Origin of the sequence: uncultured Clostridium sp., from assembly GCF_947039605.1 — a bacterium.
In the GTDB taxonomy this organism is placed as follows: domain Bacteria; phylum Bacillota; class Clostridia; order Clostridiales; family Clostridiaceae; genus Sarcina.
In genome coordinates, this window is sequence record NZ_CAMQZG010000013.1 from 64,711 (window position 1) to 80,886 (window position 16,176).

A 16,176-nucleotide genomic window follows, 5' to 3' on the forward strand; every position below is an offset into this window, starting at 1 on the left:
CTAAACCCCTCCTAAAATTACTCTAAGTTTTTTAAGTGTTCTATTTAAACCACTTTTCACAGTACCCTCTGGCACATTATTTACCCTTGAAATTTCTTTAACGCTCATATCATCAATATACCTTTTAAGTATCAAATCTCTTTCTCTATCATTTAAAGTATTTATAGCTTTATACACTTCACTGTCCTCTTCTAATACCTTATCTTCATATGTTAATTTATTTTCAAATTCACTTATTTCTACTATGTTATCCCTTTTTAATTTCTTTAAATTATTTTTGCATGTATTCACCACTATCGTTGCCATCCAAGAATTGAATGTTTTATCACACTTACACTTATCTAGTGCCTTAATAGCCTTAACTATTGAATCTGAAAGTGCATCCATAGCATCATTCTCATTCTTCATATACATAAACGATATTCTATATAACTTCCCCTTAATTGGCTCTATTAACTGATTAAAACTATCAGCATCACCCTTTTGAGCCTTCTTAAAAATTAAACTTTCTGTCATTATTTTTATCCCCCTTTAAAGCGCTTCATACATAAGACAATTAACTCTATAAAAACGTTCCATAATTTCAAAACTTTTTTTACAATAAAAAAAAGATTATATCTTTATACTGATATAACCCTTGTATTATTTATATGTTACCTATAAAATATGAAACCCTTATTGCTAAGTTAATAACTTAATGAAAAAGGGATTTCTCATATTATAAGAAATCCCTTTTAACTAATTTATTTAATTTCACTTTTTCTTAATTCTCTAACCTCTATAATTGAAAGACCTGTTTTCATTGATATTGTTTCATCATCTAAAACATCTAAAAGATTTTTAGCAACTTCAAGTTTTGCTTCTACTTTACCTTTTTCTTTCCCCTGTTCTATACCTTGCTCTCTTGCTGAATATAATGCATTAGCTTCATCATGCATTGCTTTTTGTCTCATTTCATACATTGCTCTTTGTTTTTTATTTTCAAGTTCTCTCTCACTAAAAACAACCTTAGCTATTTTAATTTCTGTTGCTTTTATACTTACAGGCTTTGCCTTTATAAAACACAGTTCATCTTCATTATTTAAATTTATATTATCTAAATCATCCCAATCATCTACTTTAAATTCATATACTTCTTTTCCTAGTAATGAATCTATAGATTTTCTAGAAATAGCAAGACCTAATGATTGAACAAGCTCTTTGTTACATCTTCTAAGTTTTGTTAGGTATGCTGACAATACCCATCTAGACATTGGTAATGCTTCTTTTGATATTTTACTTGCTACCTCAAAATCAAAAAACATGTAAGGATGTATAGTTAGCTCTTCTTCCTGATCACAAAAAAATCTAACAGACCCTCTAAATTTTTTAGATGATTTCTCCATATAACTATCAACTGATTTAATATTAGGTTCTGTATTGTTTATAAGATTAATTGCATCTAATATAGATTTACTTATTTCTTTACACTCTATAAATCTAAGTTCATCTTTAACTTGAACAATCCCATCTACTGCTGATACTGTCGACAATATTACATCATTAATATCTTTAACTTTTAATGTATCTGGCTTATAAACATATGGAAAGTCTCCTCTTATTTCATCATAACCACCTAAACTTTTTAAAGATGTAATTGTTGAGTCTTCCGGCATAGCTGCCTCTCCAAACTCAATATAAGGAACATTAATTTTTTCTAATTCTTTATAATAATCCATTTTACCTGCTACTTAAAATACAGACAAAAGTGTCCATATCAAGAATTTTACTGCTTCTTAGTCCCTTGTTTCATATACACTACTCCAATTTGATATAGAACTCCACAGTCTTTAGATCCCGACTAGCCATCGGTACTTAAGTAGCTTACCCCTTTCTTTCTTTTTTATTCTTTTAGCTAATTCTAAACACACTTTTTTTGATTCGAAAGTATGTTTAGATGCTTTTATACCTATTTATCTATAAATTTGCTAACTATTTATATGCTCCTAATAAAGTCCAAGTATTGGTTTAGATAAAAAATCTAACGCATCTTCATATGCTACTTCAATAAATTTGACACCTTGCTCTCCTTTAGAAGATAAATAATATTTAGTGCTTTGAACATCACTATATTTAATCATAAATGGACTATGCGTTGTATACATTATGTTATAACTTCTATTACTTAAAATTGCTGCTATTTTTCCTTGTAACCTCGGATTGATTCCATTTTCTGGCTCATCAATAAAAATATGTGATGTATCTCCTTGTAGTGTCCCTGATTTTTCTATGTTTTTTAAAACATTTTGCAGTCTAATACCATTACCTACAAGTTGAACATTCCTATATTCTCCTGCATCTTTAAGTAACACATTATTTTTCTCATCAATTATTAAATCATTATTAGATTCTTTAATACTACCTTTTCCAGTCCAATTATCTATTCCATTAGTTTGTCCTATAAAAATTGCCTGTAACATTACCTTATCATATGCCATACATGTAGAGTCTGATAAGGTAGCAATACCATTTAAGCCTGTTGGAGTCCCTGATGCTATACTTTTATAATTATCTAATATACTAGTAGATGATAAATATAAAACTGTTGCTCTAAAGAATTCAAATTGATTAGCTGTTATATTAACTTTGGGTTCATCTAAATTAACTGAAATAACAAGTTTATCATCACAATATAATTCAACCAAAGTTTCATTTGTAAATAACCTAGCTATTGGCTCTCCAAATGTTTCTATAAAATCTCTTCCTATAATTTGCAAACTTTTATTATCATCAATATTATCTGCACCATTTGTATATAGGTATATATTTTGCAATGATTTTAACATAGTATATCCAAGTTTCATTAACATAGATTTAGATGTACTGTTATAACCAATAATTATAGATTTTGTCGTTAAATCAACATTCGCTTCTTCTATATCTAAAAAGTTTTTCACTTTTAATATCAACATATTTATCTACTCCCTCACACATCAAATAGGCTAACCTACTTAACTCTTTATTTATACTCTTATTATAATTATAGCAAAGTTTTTGTTATTCTAATCATTTAGTTATATAAAATTTCTTCTTAAATCTATTTTTTCACTTATTGATAATTTAATTTTCTTATCTCACCATATACTCTATCAATATCTTCTTTAGTGTGCGAACTCATTAAGCATACTCTAAGAATTGCCTCACCTTTTCTTACTGTTGGATATCTTATTGCTGGTATACAGATACCCTCTTCTAAAAGTTTATTGCTTATCTCTACTGCTTTTTTTTCATCACCTATTAGAATTTTTATTATTGCACTCTCGCATATCAAATCTTCAAATAAATTTTTAAACTTCTGATTAAAGTATTCTATATTCTCTCTAAGACTTTTATTTAAATCTTCACTTTCCATTATCTCTAGTGATTTTATACTTGCCATACATAGTGAGGCTGCTATAGATGTTGAATAAATAAACCCTCTTGCTCTATTCTTTAGAAACTCTACTATATGTTTATCTCCACTTATAAAGCCACCTTCTGTCCCTATTGCTTTACTCAGTGTTCCCATATAAATATCAATTTCTTTATTTATATTAAAGTGACTTAATATCCCTCTACCTTTTTCACCTACAACTCCAATTCCATGTGCATCATCTACCATAGTTTTTGCATTATACTTTTTAGCAAGTTTAACTATTTTATCAAGCGGACTTATATCTCCACTCATGCTAAATACGCCTTCTGTTATTATAAGTTTATTTTCTGCTGTGTTTTCTTTTAATTTTTTTTCTAAATCTTCTATATTATTATGTTTAAATACTACTATTTTAGCTTTTGATAATCTACACCCATCTATTATACTTGCATGGTTAAGTTCATCACTAAATATAATATAACTCTCATCACATATAGCTTGCAATGTTGTTATATTAGCAGTATATCCACTATTAAAAACTATTGTATCTTCTCTATCAAAAAACTTTGAAAGCTTCTCCTCAAGTTCTCTATGTACATTATAACTTCCAGTTGTAAGTCTTGAACCACCTGTCCCAACTCCATATAATTCTATCCCTTTTATAGCTTCTTCTTTTAATTCTTTTCTATTAGCTAGTGCAAGATAATTATTAGATGCCATAAGTAGCATTTCTTTTCCTTCTATTATAATATTTTTTTCTTGTGGTGATTCTAGGTATTTAAGTTTTCTTAGAAGATTATTTTCTTTTATACTTTCTAACTTTTGTTTTAAATCATCCATTTAATCCACACTCCATTAATTTTTCTATATCAACACTCTCATTAATCTTTATATTATCTCTAACTATAACTCTTTGCTTTTCTAAATAATTTATAGACTCCTCTAACTTGCCTTTTGATGAATCATATAAAAATACTCTACCACCATTTGAACTTCCTTTTTCTTTTAAATGGTCAAATCTAACATAACCAAATTCTTTAGTAGCCACATAACCCGCTGTATAATCAGGGTCATCTGAGTAACATATCTCACCTATAATTTGTGGGCATCCCATAACCTTAGTTGCAAGAACTAAAGCTTCTATAAAGTGCGTATTATACTTTTGTGACTTAATTAGTCCCTTTGCATCTCTGTTTTCTAAATCCATATAAGTAACTCTTATCCCCCTAGATTTGTCCTTTTCTAATCTTTTCATAGAAGCTATATCTAGTAAAACTGCACCTCTCATATCTTTAATACTATATAAAATATCTACTGCCTTATTCACTTTATCTGAATCAATCCCTATATCTCTAAGAATTTTTTTTACACCTATAAATCCTTCTTCCTTATTACAAACATTTATAGTTGTAGCCTCAAGTGGCTCTAAATATTCTATATTTTCACTTTCAACCTTTTCTATTTTTATATTTATAAAATCTGCACTCCCTTTAGAATGTTCAAGTGACCTTTTTATAAGAGCATTTACAACATCCTCAAGCTTATCTTTAGTAACAATATTCTCTGCACCCGATATATGAGCCTCTTCTTTTGAACCTCTCATTTTCACACTATATAATTCCATACACTCACTTCCCAACTTTACTAATTAAAAAAGACTCTTTTTCACCTCTTTATATTAATTTTTTCTTACTTCATATTCTTTCAATAGCCTATTAATACTTCCCTTATATCTCCTTGTTAAACTTTGTATTAGCTATTTATTTATAGCTAAAATTTTATTTATTATTAGGAGGTTTTATGCCAAATAAACATGATAACTTTGGTGATATTTTCTTTGGATTTATACTTAGCTTCGCATTATTTATCCTTTGGGTTATTTCTATATCTTTAACTTCTGATATTCCAGTAGTTATTAGTAAATCAAACATTATTGGAATGTCTATATTATTTGTAGCATTAACTATTATCTACGTTTTCTACACATTTAGCTCAAAGCAAAATTTAGTTAACTTAGTCTTTTTAGCTATACCTTTATTCCTTAGCATTGGTAGTCTTTCTAATCTACAATTTTTTATAGAACTCGCACCAATGAAAATAACTAATTTTATATGCGCAGCATTACCTAGTTTAATATTCTTTATTAAATATCTTATAAATATAAAAAGGGCTTTACTAAAAAAATCTAACGCCTAAATATTTGATAATATATCATATACATAGGGGCTTAACTTTTAAAGTAGCCCTTTTTTATTACTCGCCTAAAATTTCTATAAGACTCTTCTTTGTTTGCTTTATCATAAAGTCCATATCTTCCTCATTTATAACATAAGGAGGGTTAAAGTATAGAATATTTCCAAGTGGTCTAAGTAAAAGCCCATTATCTAAAGCTTTTTTATAGATTTGGTAGCCTATTCTATCTTTTGAATCGAAAGTTTCTTTTGTTTCTTTATCTGTTACAAGTTCTATTGCATTAATCATTCCTATATTTCTGATTTCTCCAACATTCTTATGTCCTAGTAAAGCTTCTTTTAATTTAGCATTTAGGATTTCTCCTTTTTTATTTACCATTTCTAATATATTTTCATCTTTAAATATATTTAAAACTTCAACTGCTATTGCACAGCCTAGTGCATTTCCTGAATATGTGTGTGAGTGCATAAATGCTTTGTACTTATTATAATCATCATAGAAACAATCATAAACTTTATTAGTAGTCATAACCACTGCCATTGGCATATATCCACCTGTTATCCCTTTTGAAAGGCACATAAAATCTGGACTTACTCCTGCATGTTGTGTTGCAAACATTTTACCTGTTCTACCAAACCCAACTGCAATTTCATCTGCTATAAAGTGAATATCATACTTATCACAAGCATCTCTAAGTTTTTTAAGATATAATGCTGGATAAATCTTCATCCCTGCTGCCCCTTGAACAAGTGGCTCTACTATAACACCTGAAAGTTCATCTTTATTCTCTACCATTGCTTTTTCCATATGTTCAAAACATTCACACGCGCAATTATCTCTAGTCTTTGAATATGGACATCTATAACAATCTGGAGCTTGTACTCTTTCAACATCTATCATTAAAGGTTTATAAACTTCACTATAAATATCTAAATCACTCATTGATAAAGCACCAATAGTTTCACCATGATAAGCATCTTCTAAAGCTATAAATCTTTTTTTACCTTGCATCCCACTTTGCTGATGATAGTGGAAACTCATTTTAAGAGCTGCCTCAACTGCTGATGAACCATTATCACAGAAAAATACTTTTTGAAGATTATCCTCTGTAACATCTACAAGTCTTTCACAAAGTTCAATAGCTGGAAGATTAGAAAAGTTGGCAAATATAACATGCTCAAGCTTATCTACTTGATTTTTAAGTGCATTATTAAGTCTTTCATTTGAGTGACCAAAAAGATTACACCACCATGAGCTAACACAATCTAAATAACTCTTTCCATCAAGGTCATAAAGATATGCACCTTTCCCTCTTTCTATAATAATAGGACTAAGTTCCTCATAATCCTTCATTTGAGAACAAGGATGCCATATATATTTTAAATCTTTCTCTATCAGTTTTTGTTTTTCTAGCTTATCCATAAATTAATCTCCCTAAATCATCTAAATTTAAATCATTAATATCTATTGTTTCTGGTATTGTAACTATATTCTCAATTCCTGTAAGCTTCATTATAATTTTCTTATTATCATTGTGCATAAGACTATTTTTATCAAAATTATTTAAAATAATTCCTTTAATTGAAACTCCCATTTGCTTTAAATAGTTAACCGTTAAAAATGTATGGTTTATAGTTCCAAGCCCTGCCCTTGCAACAAGAATTACTGGAAGATTTGTCATTTTAACAATATCTTCAAGCATTATTTCATTTCCATCTGCAAGACTTATAGGACAAATCACTCCACCACTTCCCTCACATAATGTAAAATCATATTCCTTTGTTATATTAATATAATCATTTTTTATCTTTTCAAATGATATATCAACACCTTCAATTATACTTGCAAGGTGAGGTGAAACTGGATTTTTAAATGTATAAGAAACCATCTTATCATAATCTTTTTTAAGACCTGATACTTCACATACAAATTTACAATCCCCGGGGATTAGCCTCTCTTTTTCAATCTCTGCTCCACTTAAAACAGCCTTGAAATATCCTGCATTTACGCCATCTTCTCTAAGTTTTTTAAGCAATAACCCACTTACAAAAGTTTTTCCTATATCTGTATCAGTTCCTAAAACAAAAATCCCTTTATCCATCTTACTCACTAACCTCTAATCCTAATTTATTTATCATCTCTTTATCATCTTTAATCTTATTTCCACAAGTAGTTAAAAGATTTCCTGTGATTGTAGCATTTGCCCCAGCTTTAAAAGCACTTTCTCCAAAACCAGTTAAAAGATTTCTTCCTGCTGCAAGTCTTATATTTGCAGTAGGGTTAACAAACCTAAACATAGCAATAGTTCTTAAAATATCTTCCTCAGTTAAATCTTTTGCATTCTCTAAAGGCGTACCTTTAATTGGCATAAGTGCATTAACTGGAATTGACATAATCTCTAAATCTCTTAAAGTTACAGCAAGATCAACTCTATCTTCTATACTCTCACCCATTCCTATAATTCCACCACTACAAACTTCAAGTCCAAGCTCTTTTGCATACTGAATTGTATCAATTCTTTCCTTATAAGTATGTGTTGTACAAATCTCTCCATAATACTTCTCTGATGTTTCAAGATTATGATGGTATCTTTTAACACCAACATTTTTAAGTTTATTTAAAGATTCCTTATTAACAATCCCATGTGATGCACAAAGGTTTATTCCACAATTTTTCTTTAATCTATCATAATAATCTACAACTCTATCAAAATCTTTTCCATAAAGCCCTTTACCAGAAGTAACAATAGAAAATCTATTAACTCCCTCACTCTCATTCTCTTTAGCTAATTTTTCTACCTCTTCATAAGGCATTAATGGGTACTCACTAACCCCTGTTTTAAAATGAATTGACTGTGCACAGTACTTACAGTTCTCTGAACACTTCCCACTTTTCCCATTAACTATAGAACAAAGGTCAACATTTTTTCCACAAAGCTTCTCTCTAATTTCATTAGCTGCTTCTTTAAGCTTGTCCACTTCATTTGTGTTATACAATGCTAACGCCTCTTCTTTATTTAATTTATATCCATCTAAAACTTTATCTTTTAAATCATTTATATTTATCATAAAAACAACATCCTCTCAAAATATCTAATAATATCCCTAATTCCAATTATATAAACCCACATAATTCATACGAATTTTGATTATGAAAAAAACCTTAAAAACTATCTTTTAAAAGCTATTCATGCCAAAACTCGACATATTTTGATAATCAAACTATTTCAAAATGTAATTAAATAATATAGTTTGATAATCAAAATGTCAATAATATTTTATTTTCTAAATACTCACAGTATGCTTTTATCCTTTTTTTTACATTTACACTAGAGTTACTCCATGGTTTATACTTTATAATATCAAAGAGATTTGATTTTTCAAAATATAATATAGGAGCTGAAACAAATGAAACAAAAACATTTATTAGTAATAAAATTATTAATAACTTTAATATTACTAACTGGAATTTTATATATAACTTTTAATATTAGTGGTGCAATACTAGGAATTTGTGGAACTATAATCACACTTGGTATGATGGACAAAAACTTTAAAGGCAAAATGGTTAAAGAATACTTTATAATACTTGGAGTTCAAGTTTTCACAATTATATTAACTATGATAGCAAATATAAACTATTTAACTTTAGGCATATCTACACTAATACTTTCTTTAGTGATAAATAAAATATTTATTTACTACAAAAAATCATCAAGAACAATGGGTTTCTTTTACTTATTTATGTTTATAGTGTATATGAGTATTAAACTTCCTAATATAAATTATTCTTCATTACTTATAGGTTCTGTAGTATCATCATTATTAATACTTCTAGCTTATTTCATTTTAACTAGAAAATTTTATTTTAATGGAAAAGAAGCTCCAAAAGCAGAAATTGATATTGAAGACTTCAATGCTTTTAAAAATTTCAAATTTAGATTTAATATATTAAGCTCAATAGCTTATACAATAGCAATTGTTTCAATGAAATATTTCTATGCCTATCATGGACTATGGCTTGCAATAACTTTATTTGTTGTGTTACTTCCTGATAAAGGTCTTTCACTAAAAAAAGTAATACACAGAGTACTAGGGACTATTTCTGGCGCAATTATTTATATAGCAGCAACTTATATATTTAGTGGAAGTTTTTCTTTTATTATTACACTAGCAACTATAGCATCCGTATACTTTATGTTTTACCCAATGAAATACTACGCTTACCAATCTATTTGTATAACATTTTTTGCATTAAGCATAGACTCATTATTCTACAAAACACAAACACATCTATTTTTAAGTGAATATAGAATAATTTTCACAGTACTTGGGTGTATAATAATATTAGTATTATTTGAGATTGAAAAATTAGTAGCTCATTTAATGAATAAATTCAAATCAAAAAATTTAGAAAGAAGTGATAAAGATAGATGTATTTCTTAATAGGTGAAGTAAGTAAAATATTTGATATAAGTATAGATACTCTTAGATATTACGATAAAATAGACTTATTCAAGCCTTCTATAATATCAAATTCTGGCTATAGATTATACTCTATGGCTGATTTAAACAAACTTAAATTTATACTAGCTTCAAAAAAAATCGGAATAAATTTAAAAGAAATAATACGTATACAAGAAAGTTCAAATATAAGTGACTATAAAGAACTTATAAATAAACAAGAAATTCTGATTACTAAAAAATTAGAAGAGCTAACGTTAATAAAAGAGTATATCAAGGAAACTAAAAATAGTTTTTTTGATATGATAAAAGATGATGATTTAACCAAAATGATTAAACTCAAATTTTCCAAAGAAAATTCAGTTTATTATCATGTAAATATAAGAGAAATATTTAAAGATAAAATGTACGAATTACTTAAATATTTAAGCAATGAAAATCAAGGCCCACGGTGGTTTTCAGATTACACCTTTACTAATAATGAATTAATTCAAGGTAATTCTATGTATCTAAATACACAGCTTGCTAATTTAGATATTATTAAAAATACTGAGAAAATATTAAATATGCCATTGGATATTTTTATATTAGAAGCAGATGTAGTAACGTTAAAGGTGAAGGGTTCACAAAAAGAGATCTTAGACCATATAGCAAAATTAATAGAATATAATAATTTAAATAAGGAAACTATAATGATTTTAGGTAAAAGATTAGGCCTACTTTTAAGTAACAATGCTAAATGGTATTATGGCGAAATTAAAATTTTAAAAAATATTAACTATAAAAAAAAGAGTACTAACAGCAAATAAACCTTGCTATTAGTACTCTTTTTTACTTTTTGACTAAAGTATTTTTTAATACTTCACTCTTTTTATATGATTTTATCATTTCATAAACATCAAGATATATAAGTTTCTCACTAAGTTTTTTTACTGTATCAGAATACTTTTTAAATACTGCTTGGCATTCATTCTTATTCTCGACTGGTATAACTTCAAGCTCTTTTCTCATAAGCTTTATACGCTCCATTCTTTGAAGCCCATTATCCATAAGCGAGTTATCTGAATACTCAACTCTATTTAAAATATTATGAATATCTGATAAAAACATTCTTTGCTCATTTCTAAATTGTCTAAGTAAATCACTGTCTAGTGCTGTATTATTTATAATCATCTTATTTTCAAAACCTTTAGCAATCAAAATAAGCCTTCTAATCTCTTCTCTTGTACCTTTTTGAGTATAAATATACATTGTTTTATCTAATATCTCTCCACAAACTGCTTGATACTTTTCAACAAGCATTTCAGTTTCTTTCTCTAGACTATATGGGAAAATTATTTTGTTTCCTATTAATACTACTATAATACCAAGTGCAACAAAGAATACTCTATCCTCTGCATATAGCATAATATCCTTAACATTTATAGTAACTACCCCAAGGAATAATACTGTAAGCATTGCTGTGCTATAAGCATATTTTTTGAAATTAATCATTAAGAATGTTGCTATTGCTATAATCACTATTCTTGGTTCTACCTCAACAAATATCATTGATAAAGGCAGATAAATTATTGCCCCAACAACAGTTCCTATAATTCTTCCCTTTGCCCTAGTTTTAACTGTATTATTATAAAGCTGAGATACTGATGTTATAGTGAATATCATCCACTTTCCAAGTGCTAAATCAAAATACTTAACAATAAAATAGGCTCCTGCAACTAAAAGTGCTGTTCTAAAAGCAAATATAAATCTAACTGAGTTTCTATTAAAATCACCCTTTAATAATCTAAAAGCTTCTTTAAACTCACTTTTCAACTCTTCCCATGTTAAAATTTTAGGTTTTTTAAACTTAATCTTTTCAAACTCTAAAAGCTCATCAGTTAAATTATCTATAACTTTAAGACTCTCTAAAACCTCATAAACATCAACTTCACTTTTTCTATAACTATACTTTTCATTAAGTCTTACAAGTTCTTTATCAAGTTCATGTATACCATGTCCTTTATTTAAAAACCCCTTCAACTTAGAAAGTAAAATATTCACATCTATTAGCAATGCTTGATAATCTATACTTCCTTTTTTTATTTTTTTTGAAAATTCACTACCTATATTTCCTATATGTTCAAGTGCTGCAATAAGATTAAGTTCTATATTCTCATCTTCTTGCAAGTAGAAACTGTTATTTCTTTTCTCTAAAATATCCCTACTCCAAATCGCACTAAGTTCTTTAAATCTTTCAAAATCTTTATTTATAATCTCGCCACTACTAAAATTGTTTATATTTATAATAAGAGAATCTATTATTTGCATTAAATTTTTATTCTCTAACTCTTTTTTCTTTGTTACTTTTATAAAAATAACTTGGAATACAACAGCTATAATTCCAACACCTATCATACCTAAAACTCTATCACTTAAATTTATTCCTGTGACATTAGTAAATAAAAGTAATGTATATCCAAATAAGAATGGAAAATAAATTGTTTTATTAAGAGTATATACAACTAAATAAATCATTATAAATATTGCTATAAAGTTTATAAAAAATCCTATGTATATATTTAAATTAACCAGATATGGAACAAAACCTATAAATCCTGTTAAGAATGAAATTTTTAAGATTGCTCTAAATGGCGTTCTTGAAAAATCCTTATTAAGTATTGCTATTAAAAGAAACAGTCCTGTAATTCCAACCATTAAATTATCATGACCTAGATATTTTGCCGAGACAAAAATCATTGCTGCTGAAAGTAAGAAAATTAATATATTCCCCAAAAGGGACTCTTTGTCCATTACTACACCCCTAAATAATATTTTATATAAATCACATAAAATACTCTTTTATTTTATCTTTTGTTTATTGTATTATACGCTTAGTATTTCACCTTGTCGATTCCCTTTAAATCTAGTTTCTACTCCAATTTCTTTAGTTTATCAAATTAAGCATATCATGTAGACTTTTACATCATTTTACGTAGCTTCTCTTAGTATCTCTGAAAAATCTTCACAAAAAGTTTTTATTTTTAGAAACCTCCTATATTTTTTGATAAATTCATAATGAAAATGTCCTATATCGCATTTTTAATATTTTTTATTTACTTTTTCAATGATTTTGTTGCCAAATTGATAATTTTATATGTTAATTTTTAACCATTTATCATTTTTATCTTCTAAAGCCCATTGAATCGTTAAATGATTTTTGATAAACTTAACTTATCAATAAGAAACAGGGGCAAATAATAACAAAGTGTTTATAGCTAGCATCTTTAAATTTCTTATAATTCAGATGGAATTTTAGAAATACTAACCATATGTAAATCACTTTAATCTGAACGTTACATAGGATTCAGAAAATTATTAACTTGAACATCACTTTAAAGGGGGAATATAGTAATGAATAAAAAAACTAGAGATTACTTAATTATCGGATTCGCATTATTTTCAATGTTCTTTGGAGCTGGAAACTTAATATTCCCACCATATCTTGGACAAATACTTGGGGAGCATTACTGGCTTGGAATTATTGGATTCACTATAACAGGAGTTGGACTACCTCTGCTTGGACTTCTAGCTGCTACTAAAAATAACGGAAATTTTGAAGAAATGTCTATAAAAGTTGGGAAAAACTTTTCAAAAATATACTCAATCGTTTTATTCTTAATGATTGGACCACTGCTTGCTATTCCTAGAACAGCTGCAACAACTTTTGAAATTTCAATATTACCAAATTTCTCAGGTTTTAATCCTTTCTTATTTGTAATATTATATTTTGCAATTAACTTAATATTTGTTTTAAAACCATCAAGAGTTATAGAAACAATAGGTAAGTTTTTAACACCAGTACTTTTATTAATACTTATAGTACTTATAGTTAAAGGGATTATTAACCCAATAGCTGGATACTCTTCAGCAAGCGTTATAAATCCATTATCAAACTCATTAGTAGAAGGATACCAAACAATGGATGCACTTGCTTCTATAATATTTGCTTCACTTATTATAGGTGCAGTTAAATCAAAAGGATACAAAGAAAAACAAATTGTACAAGTTACTGTTAAAGCTTCTATCATTGCAATAGTTGGACTTGGAATTGTTTATGGAGGACTTATCTTCCTTGGCTCTAGAACTGGTAGTCTTGGAAATGAAATGTCTAACTCATCACTATTACTATTCTTATCAGAATCAATCCTTGGAAACATGGGTAGAATAGCAATAGGAATTGCACTTGGACTTGCTTGCTTCACAACATCAATCGGACTTCTATCAGCAGGTGGAGAATTCTTTGAGAGAATATCAAAAGGAAAACTTAAATACAAAATAAATGTAATTGTAATGTGCATAGTAAGTATAGGTGTTGCAAGCATGGGACTTGATAGAATAGTATCATTCTCAGCAAGCATACTTAACATCATATATCCTATAACAATAGTACTAATACTACTAAACCTTGCAGATAAATGGGTAAAAGGTAAAATGGTTTACAGAGTATCTGTATATGTAACACTTACAATAAGCATACTAACATTTGTCGCTGGATTTATCTTACCACTTGATAATATACTAGCATCTATACTTCCAATGTATAGTATTGGATTTGGATGGGTACTTCCTGCTATAGTAGCCTTTGTAGTATCAAATATCTTTGTAAAAAGAGATAGCGATGCTGAAGGTGAACTTGCTTAGTTTCCCCTTATAATCTAGGCTATAGCTTAGATAAATTAAATATATACAAAGAAAGGACAAGTTACTTTTATTAGTAGCTTGTCCTTTTACTTTATCTCATTTTTTAAATTTAAAAGAACTATCTAACTTTGAATAATTAGGTAGTTCTTAATCTTATAGCTTGTCCACTTTATATTTCTGTGTTATAAACTCCATAAATATATTTTGATAAAACTCTTGCTTTAATTCTATCAAATGGATAATAATTACCTGGACAACTTGTATGTCCTATTCCAGGAGATCCATGTTTAAATATCTCCATATTACCATATTTCTCAATTAAATAATGCCCAACTTTAACAATTGCATCCTCTTGAGCTTTTGGCATCTTTGTGTCAACCGAAATATGACTCTCTGGATGATAATTACCTTGAACTGCAATACCTATAGATGTTGCATTTGTATCATTTAAAGGATTTCCATCATTATAACCTGGTGTTGATGAAACATCAGCTGCATGAGCACCTCTCCAACTTTCATCTCTCCCTTTATAAATAGTTCCATCTTTATGAATATAGAAATGATATCCTATTCCAGACCATCCATTAGTATACTTATGAAAATTATGAACTGATGCTGCTGTAGCATTTCCTGCCGCATGATGAAGTATTATTTTATTAGGATTATTAGGACTTGGTCCTGTTAAACCAAAATCAAATTCAAAACCTAAATCAACAACATTTAATTTATTTAAATAAAATCCTCTTTCAAACTTATCTATGCTCCCATCATTTCCATATACTTCTAATGTTATTTTTTTATTACCACCATAATAATCTTTTAAACCCACCTTAAACTCATATCCACTGTTTATACCATTAGGGTATCCCGGATATGTATTGTTTACATCTGGTCTTTTCCCGCCTAATTTAGCTTGTCCTTTATAGGCTCCATCTATGTAAACTTTTATCTGCTTTACACCTGATGGATTTAATGCCCATCCTTTTATCACTAACGAACTACCATTAATACTTTGGTTATTATATGGTGAATCTATCGAAATTCTAGTAGGAGGTTTTACTACTTTTATCACTCTTTGTGTTGTAGTTTTACTTCCATCTTTACCTATTATCTCTAGTTTAAGTGTTCTATTGCCTGATGTTACAGATTTTAAATCTATATTTCCTTCATATCCACTATTTATACCATTAGGATATCCTGGATATGCATTATTTACATCTGGTCTTTTTCCACCTAATTTAGCCTGTCCTTTATATACATTATCTAAATACATCTTAATTTCTTTTACTCCTGATGCATTTAATGCCCATCCTCTTACTACTAAATTATCACCATTTATAGCTTGATTCGTAGTTGGCGTATCTATAGCTATTTTTGTCTCTTTTTTCACTACTTTTATCACTCTTTGTGTTGTAGTTTTACTTCCATCTTTACCTATTATCT

At 28.2% G+C, this 16,176-nt stretch carries 14 protein-coding genes; 4 read left to right on the forward strand and 10 right to left on the reverse strand.

Features of this window, described 5'->3' with window-relative positions:
• The 5 genes from Q0V24_RS06665 to Q0V24_RS06685 form a co-directional block, all read right to left on the reverse strand.
• On the reverse strand, nt 1–516 hold the full coding sequence (locus Q0V24_RS06665; RefSeq protein ID WP_297519706.1) for a sigma-70 family RNA polymerase sigma factor: 516 nt from the start codon (nt 514–516) through the stop codon (nt 1–3).
• A gap of 227 nt (nt 517–743) precedes the next feature.
• Nucleotides 744–1,718 (reverse strand): hypothetical protein, encoded by a 975-nt coding sequence (locus tag Q0V24_RS06670; protein ID WP_297519708.1) that lies wholly within the window; start codon nt 1,716–1,718, stop codon nt 744–746.
• Between the two features lie 267 nt (nt 1,719–1,985).
• On the reverse strand, nt 1,986–2,951 hold the full coding sequence (locus tag Q0V24_RS06675; protein ID WP_297519710.1) for a hypothetical protein: 966 nt from the start codon (nt 2,949–2,951) through the stop codon (nt 1,986–1,988).
• Between the two features lie 137 nt (nt 2,952–3,088).
• Complete coding sequence (locus Q0V24_RS06680; protein ID WP_297519712.1) at nt 3,089–4,234, reverse strand: pyridoxal phosphate-dependent aminotransferase family protein; 1,146 nt, start codon at nt 4,232–4,234, stop codon at nt 3,089–3,091.
• Complete coding sequence (locus Q0V24_RS06685; RefSeq protein WP_297519715.1) at nt 4,227–5,018, reverse strand: 6-carboxyhexanoate--CoA ligase; 792 nt, start codon at nt 5,016–5,018, stop codon at nt 4,227–4,229. Before Q0V24_RS06685 ends, Q0V24_RS06680 begins: the two co-directional genes overlap by 8 nt.
• A 176-nt stretch (nt 5,019–5,194) precedes the next feature.
• Between Q0V24_RS06685 and Q0V24_RS06690 the strand changes: the two genes are divergently transcribed.
• A complete protein-coding gene (locus tag Q0V24_RS06690) occupies nt 5,195–5,590 on the forward strand; it encodes a hypothetical protein (protein ID WP_297519717.1) in 396 nt (131 codons plus the stop codon).
• A 57-nt stretch (nt 5,591–5,647) separates the two neighbouring features.
• Here Q0V24_RS06690 and bioA read toward each other — a convergent pair whose 3' ends face one another.
• The 3 genes from bioA to bioB are packed head-to-tail and all read right to left on the reverse strand — an operon-like array spanning nt 5,648 to nt 8,655.
• Nucleotides 5,648–7,009: an adenosylmethionine--8-amino-7-oxononanoate transaminase gene (gene bioA, locus Q0V24_RS06695; protein ID WP_297519719.1), complete on the reverse strand. Its 1,362-nt coding sequence runs from the start codon at nt 7,007–7,009 to the stop codon at nt 5,648–5,650.
• The gene (bioD, locus tag Q0V24_RS06700; protein WP_297519721.1) at nt 7,002–7,688 is read right to left on the reverse strand and encodes a dethiobiotin synthase; all 687 of its coding nucleotides are present in this window, start codon (nt 7,686–7,688) and stop codon (nt 7,002–7,004) included. Before bioD ends, bioA begins: the two co-directional genes overlap by 8 nt.
• A 1-nt stretch (nt 7,689) precedes the next feature.
• The gene (gene bioB, locus Q0V24_RS06705) at nt 7,690–8,655 is read right to left on the reverse strand and encodes a biotin synthase BioB (protein ID WP_297519723.1); all 966 of its coding nucleotides are present in this window, start codon (nt 8,653–8,655) and stop codon (nt 7,690–7,692) included.
• Nucleotides 8,656–8,994: 339 nt separating this feature from the next.
• On the opposite strand from bioB, the gene Q0V24_RS06710 reads away from it, so the two are divergent.
• Nucleotides 8,995–10,032 (forward strand): FUSC family protein, encoded by a 1,038-nt coding sequence (locus Q0V24_RS06710; protein ID WP_297519725.1) that lies wholly within the window; start codon nt 8,995–8,997, stop codon nt 10,030–10,032.
• Nucleotides 10,020–10,859 carry a MerR family transcriptional regulator gene (locus tag Q0V24_RS06715; protein ID WP_297519727.1) on the forward strand — a complete coding sequence of 280 codons (840 nt, stop codon included), beginning with the start codon at nt 10,020–10,022 and terminating at the stop codon, nt 10,857–10,859. Before Q0V24_RS06710 ends, Q0V24_RS06715 begins: the two co-directional genes overlap by 13 nt.
• 22 nt (nt 10,860–10,881) lie before the next feature.
• Here the strand turns inward: Q0V24_RS06715 and Q0V24_RS06720 are convergent, their stop codons facing one another.
• On the reverse strand, nt 10,882–12,843 hold the full coding sequence (locus Q0V24_RS06720) for an FUSC family protein (protein WP_297519729.1): 1,962 nt from the start codon (nt 12,841–12,843) through the stop codon (nt 10,882–10,884).
• Between the two features lie 600 nt (nt 12,844–13,443).
• On the opposite strand from Q0V24_RS06720, the gene brnQ reads away from it, so the two are divergent.
• Nucleotides 13,444–14,733, forward strand: coding sequence for a branched-chain amino acid transport system II carrier protein (gene brnQ, locus Q0V24_RS06725; RefSeq protein ID WP_297519731.1), 1,290 nt, complete (start codon nt 13,444–13,446; stop codon nt 14,731–14,733).
• 169 nt (nt 14,734–14,902) lie between these two features.
• On the opposite strand, the gene Q0V24_RS06730 is transcribed toward brnQ, so the two are convergent.
• On the reverse strand, nt 14,903–16,176 hold a 1,274-nt coding region (locus tag Q0V24_RS06730; protein ID WP_297519733.1), incomplete at its 5' end, for an N-acetylmuramoyl-L-alanine amidase.

Excerpts from the sequence above, each read along its gene's own strand:
- Q0V24_RS06670 (WP_297519708.1), bottom strand. The coding sequence starts at position 1,718 with ATGGATTATTATAAAGAATTAGAAAAAATTAATGTTCCTTATATTGAG.
- Q0V24_RS06665 (WP_297519706.1), bottom strand. The coding sequence starts at position 516 with ATGACAGAAAGTTTAATTTTTAAGAAGGCTCAAAAGGGTGATGCTGAT.
- Q0V24_RS06675 (WP_297519710.1), bottom strand. The coding sequence starts at position 2,951 with ATGTTGATATTAAAAGTGAAAAACTTTTTAGATATAGAAGAAGCGAAT.
- brnQ (WP_297519731.1), top strand. The coding sequence starts at position 13,444 with ATGAATAAAAAAACTAGAGATTACTTAATTATCGGATTCGCATTATTT.
- Q0V24_RS06720 (WP_297519729.1), bottom strand. The coding sequence starts at position 12,843 with ATGGACAAAGAGTCCCTTTTGGGGAATATATTAATTTTCTTACTTTCA.
- Q0V24_RS06710 (WP_297519725.1), top strand. The coding sequence starts at position 8,995 with ATGAAACAAAAACATTTATTAGTAATAAAATTATTAATAACTTTAATA.
- bioD (WP_297519721.1), bottom strand. The coding sequence starts at position 7,688 with ATGGATAAAGGGATTTTTGTTTTAGGAACTGATACAGATATAGGAAAA.
- Q0V24_RS06715 (WP_297519727.1), top strand. The coding sequence starts at position 10,020 with ATGTATTTCTTAATAGGTGAAGTAAGTAAAATATTTGATATAAGTATA.
- Q0V24_RS06685 (WP_297519715.1), bottom strand. The coding sequence starts at position 5,018 with ATGGAATTATATAGTGTGAAAATGAGAGGTTCAAAAGAAGAGGCTCAT.
- Q0V24_RS06690 (WP_297519717.1), top strand. The coding sequence starts at position 5,195 with ATGCCAAATAAACATGATAACTTTGGTGATATTTTCTTTGGATTTATA.
- bioA (WP_297519719.1), bottom strand. The coding sequence starts at position 7,009 with ATGGATAAGCTAGAAAAACAAAAACTGATAGAGAAAGATTTAAAATAT.
- bioB (WP_297519723.1), bottom strand. The coding sequence starts at position 8,655 with ATGATAAATATAAATGATTTAAAAGATAAAGTTTTAGATGGATATAAA.
- Q0V24_RS06680 (WP_297519712.1), bottom strand. The coding sequence starts at position 4,234 with ATGGATGATTTAAAACAAAAGTTAGAAAGTATAAAAGAAAATAATCTT.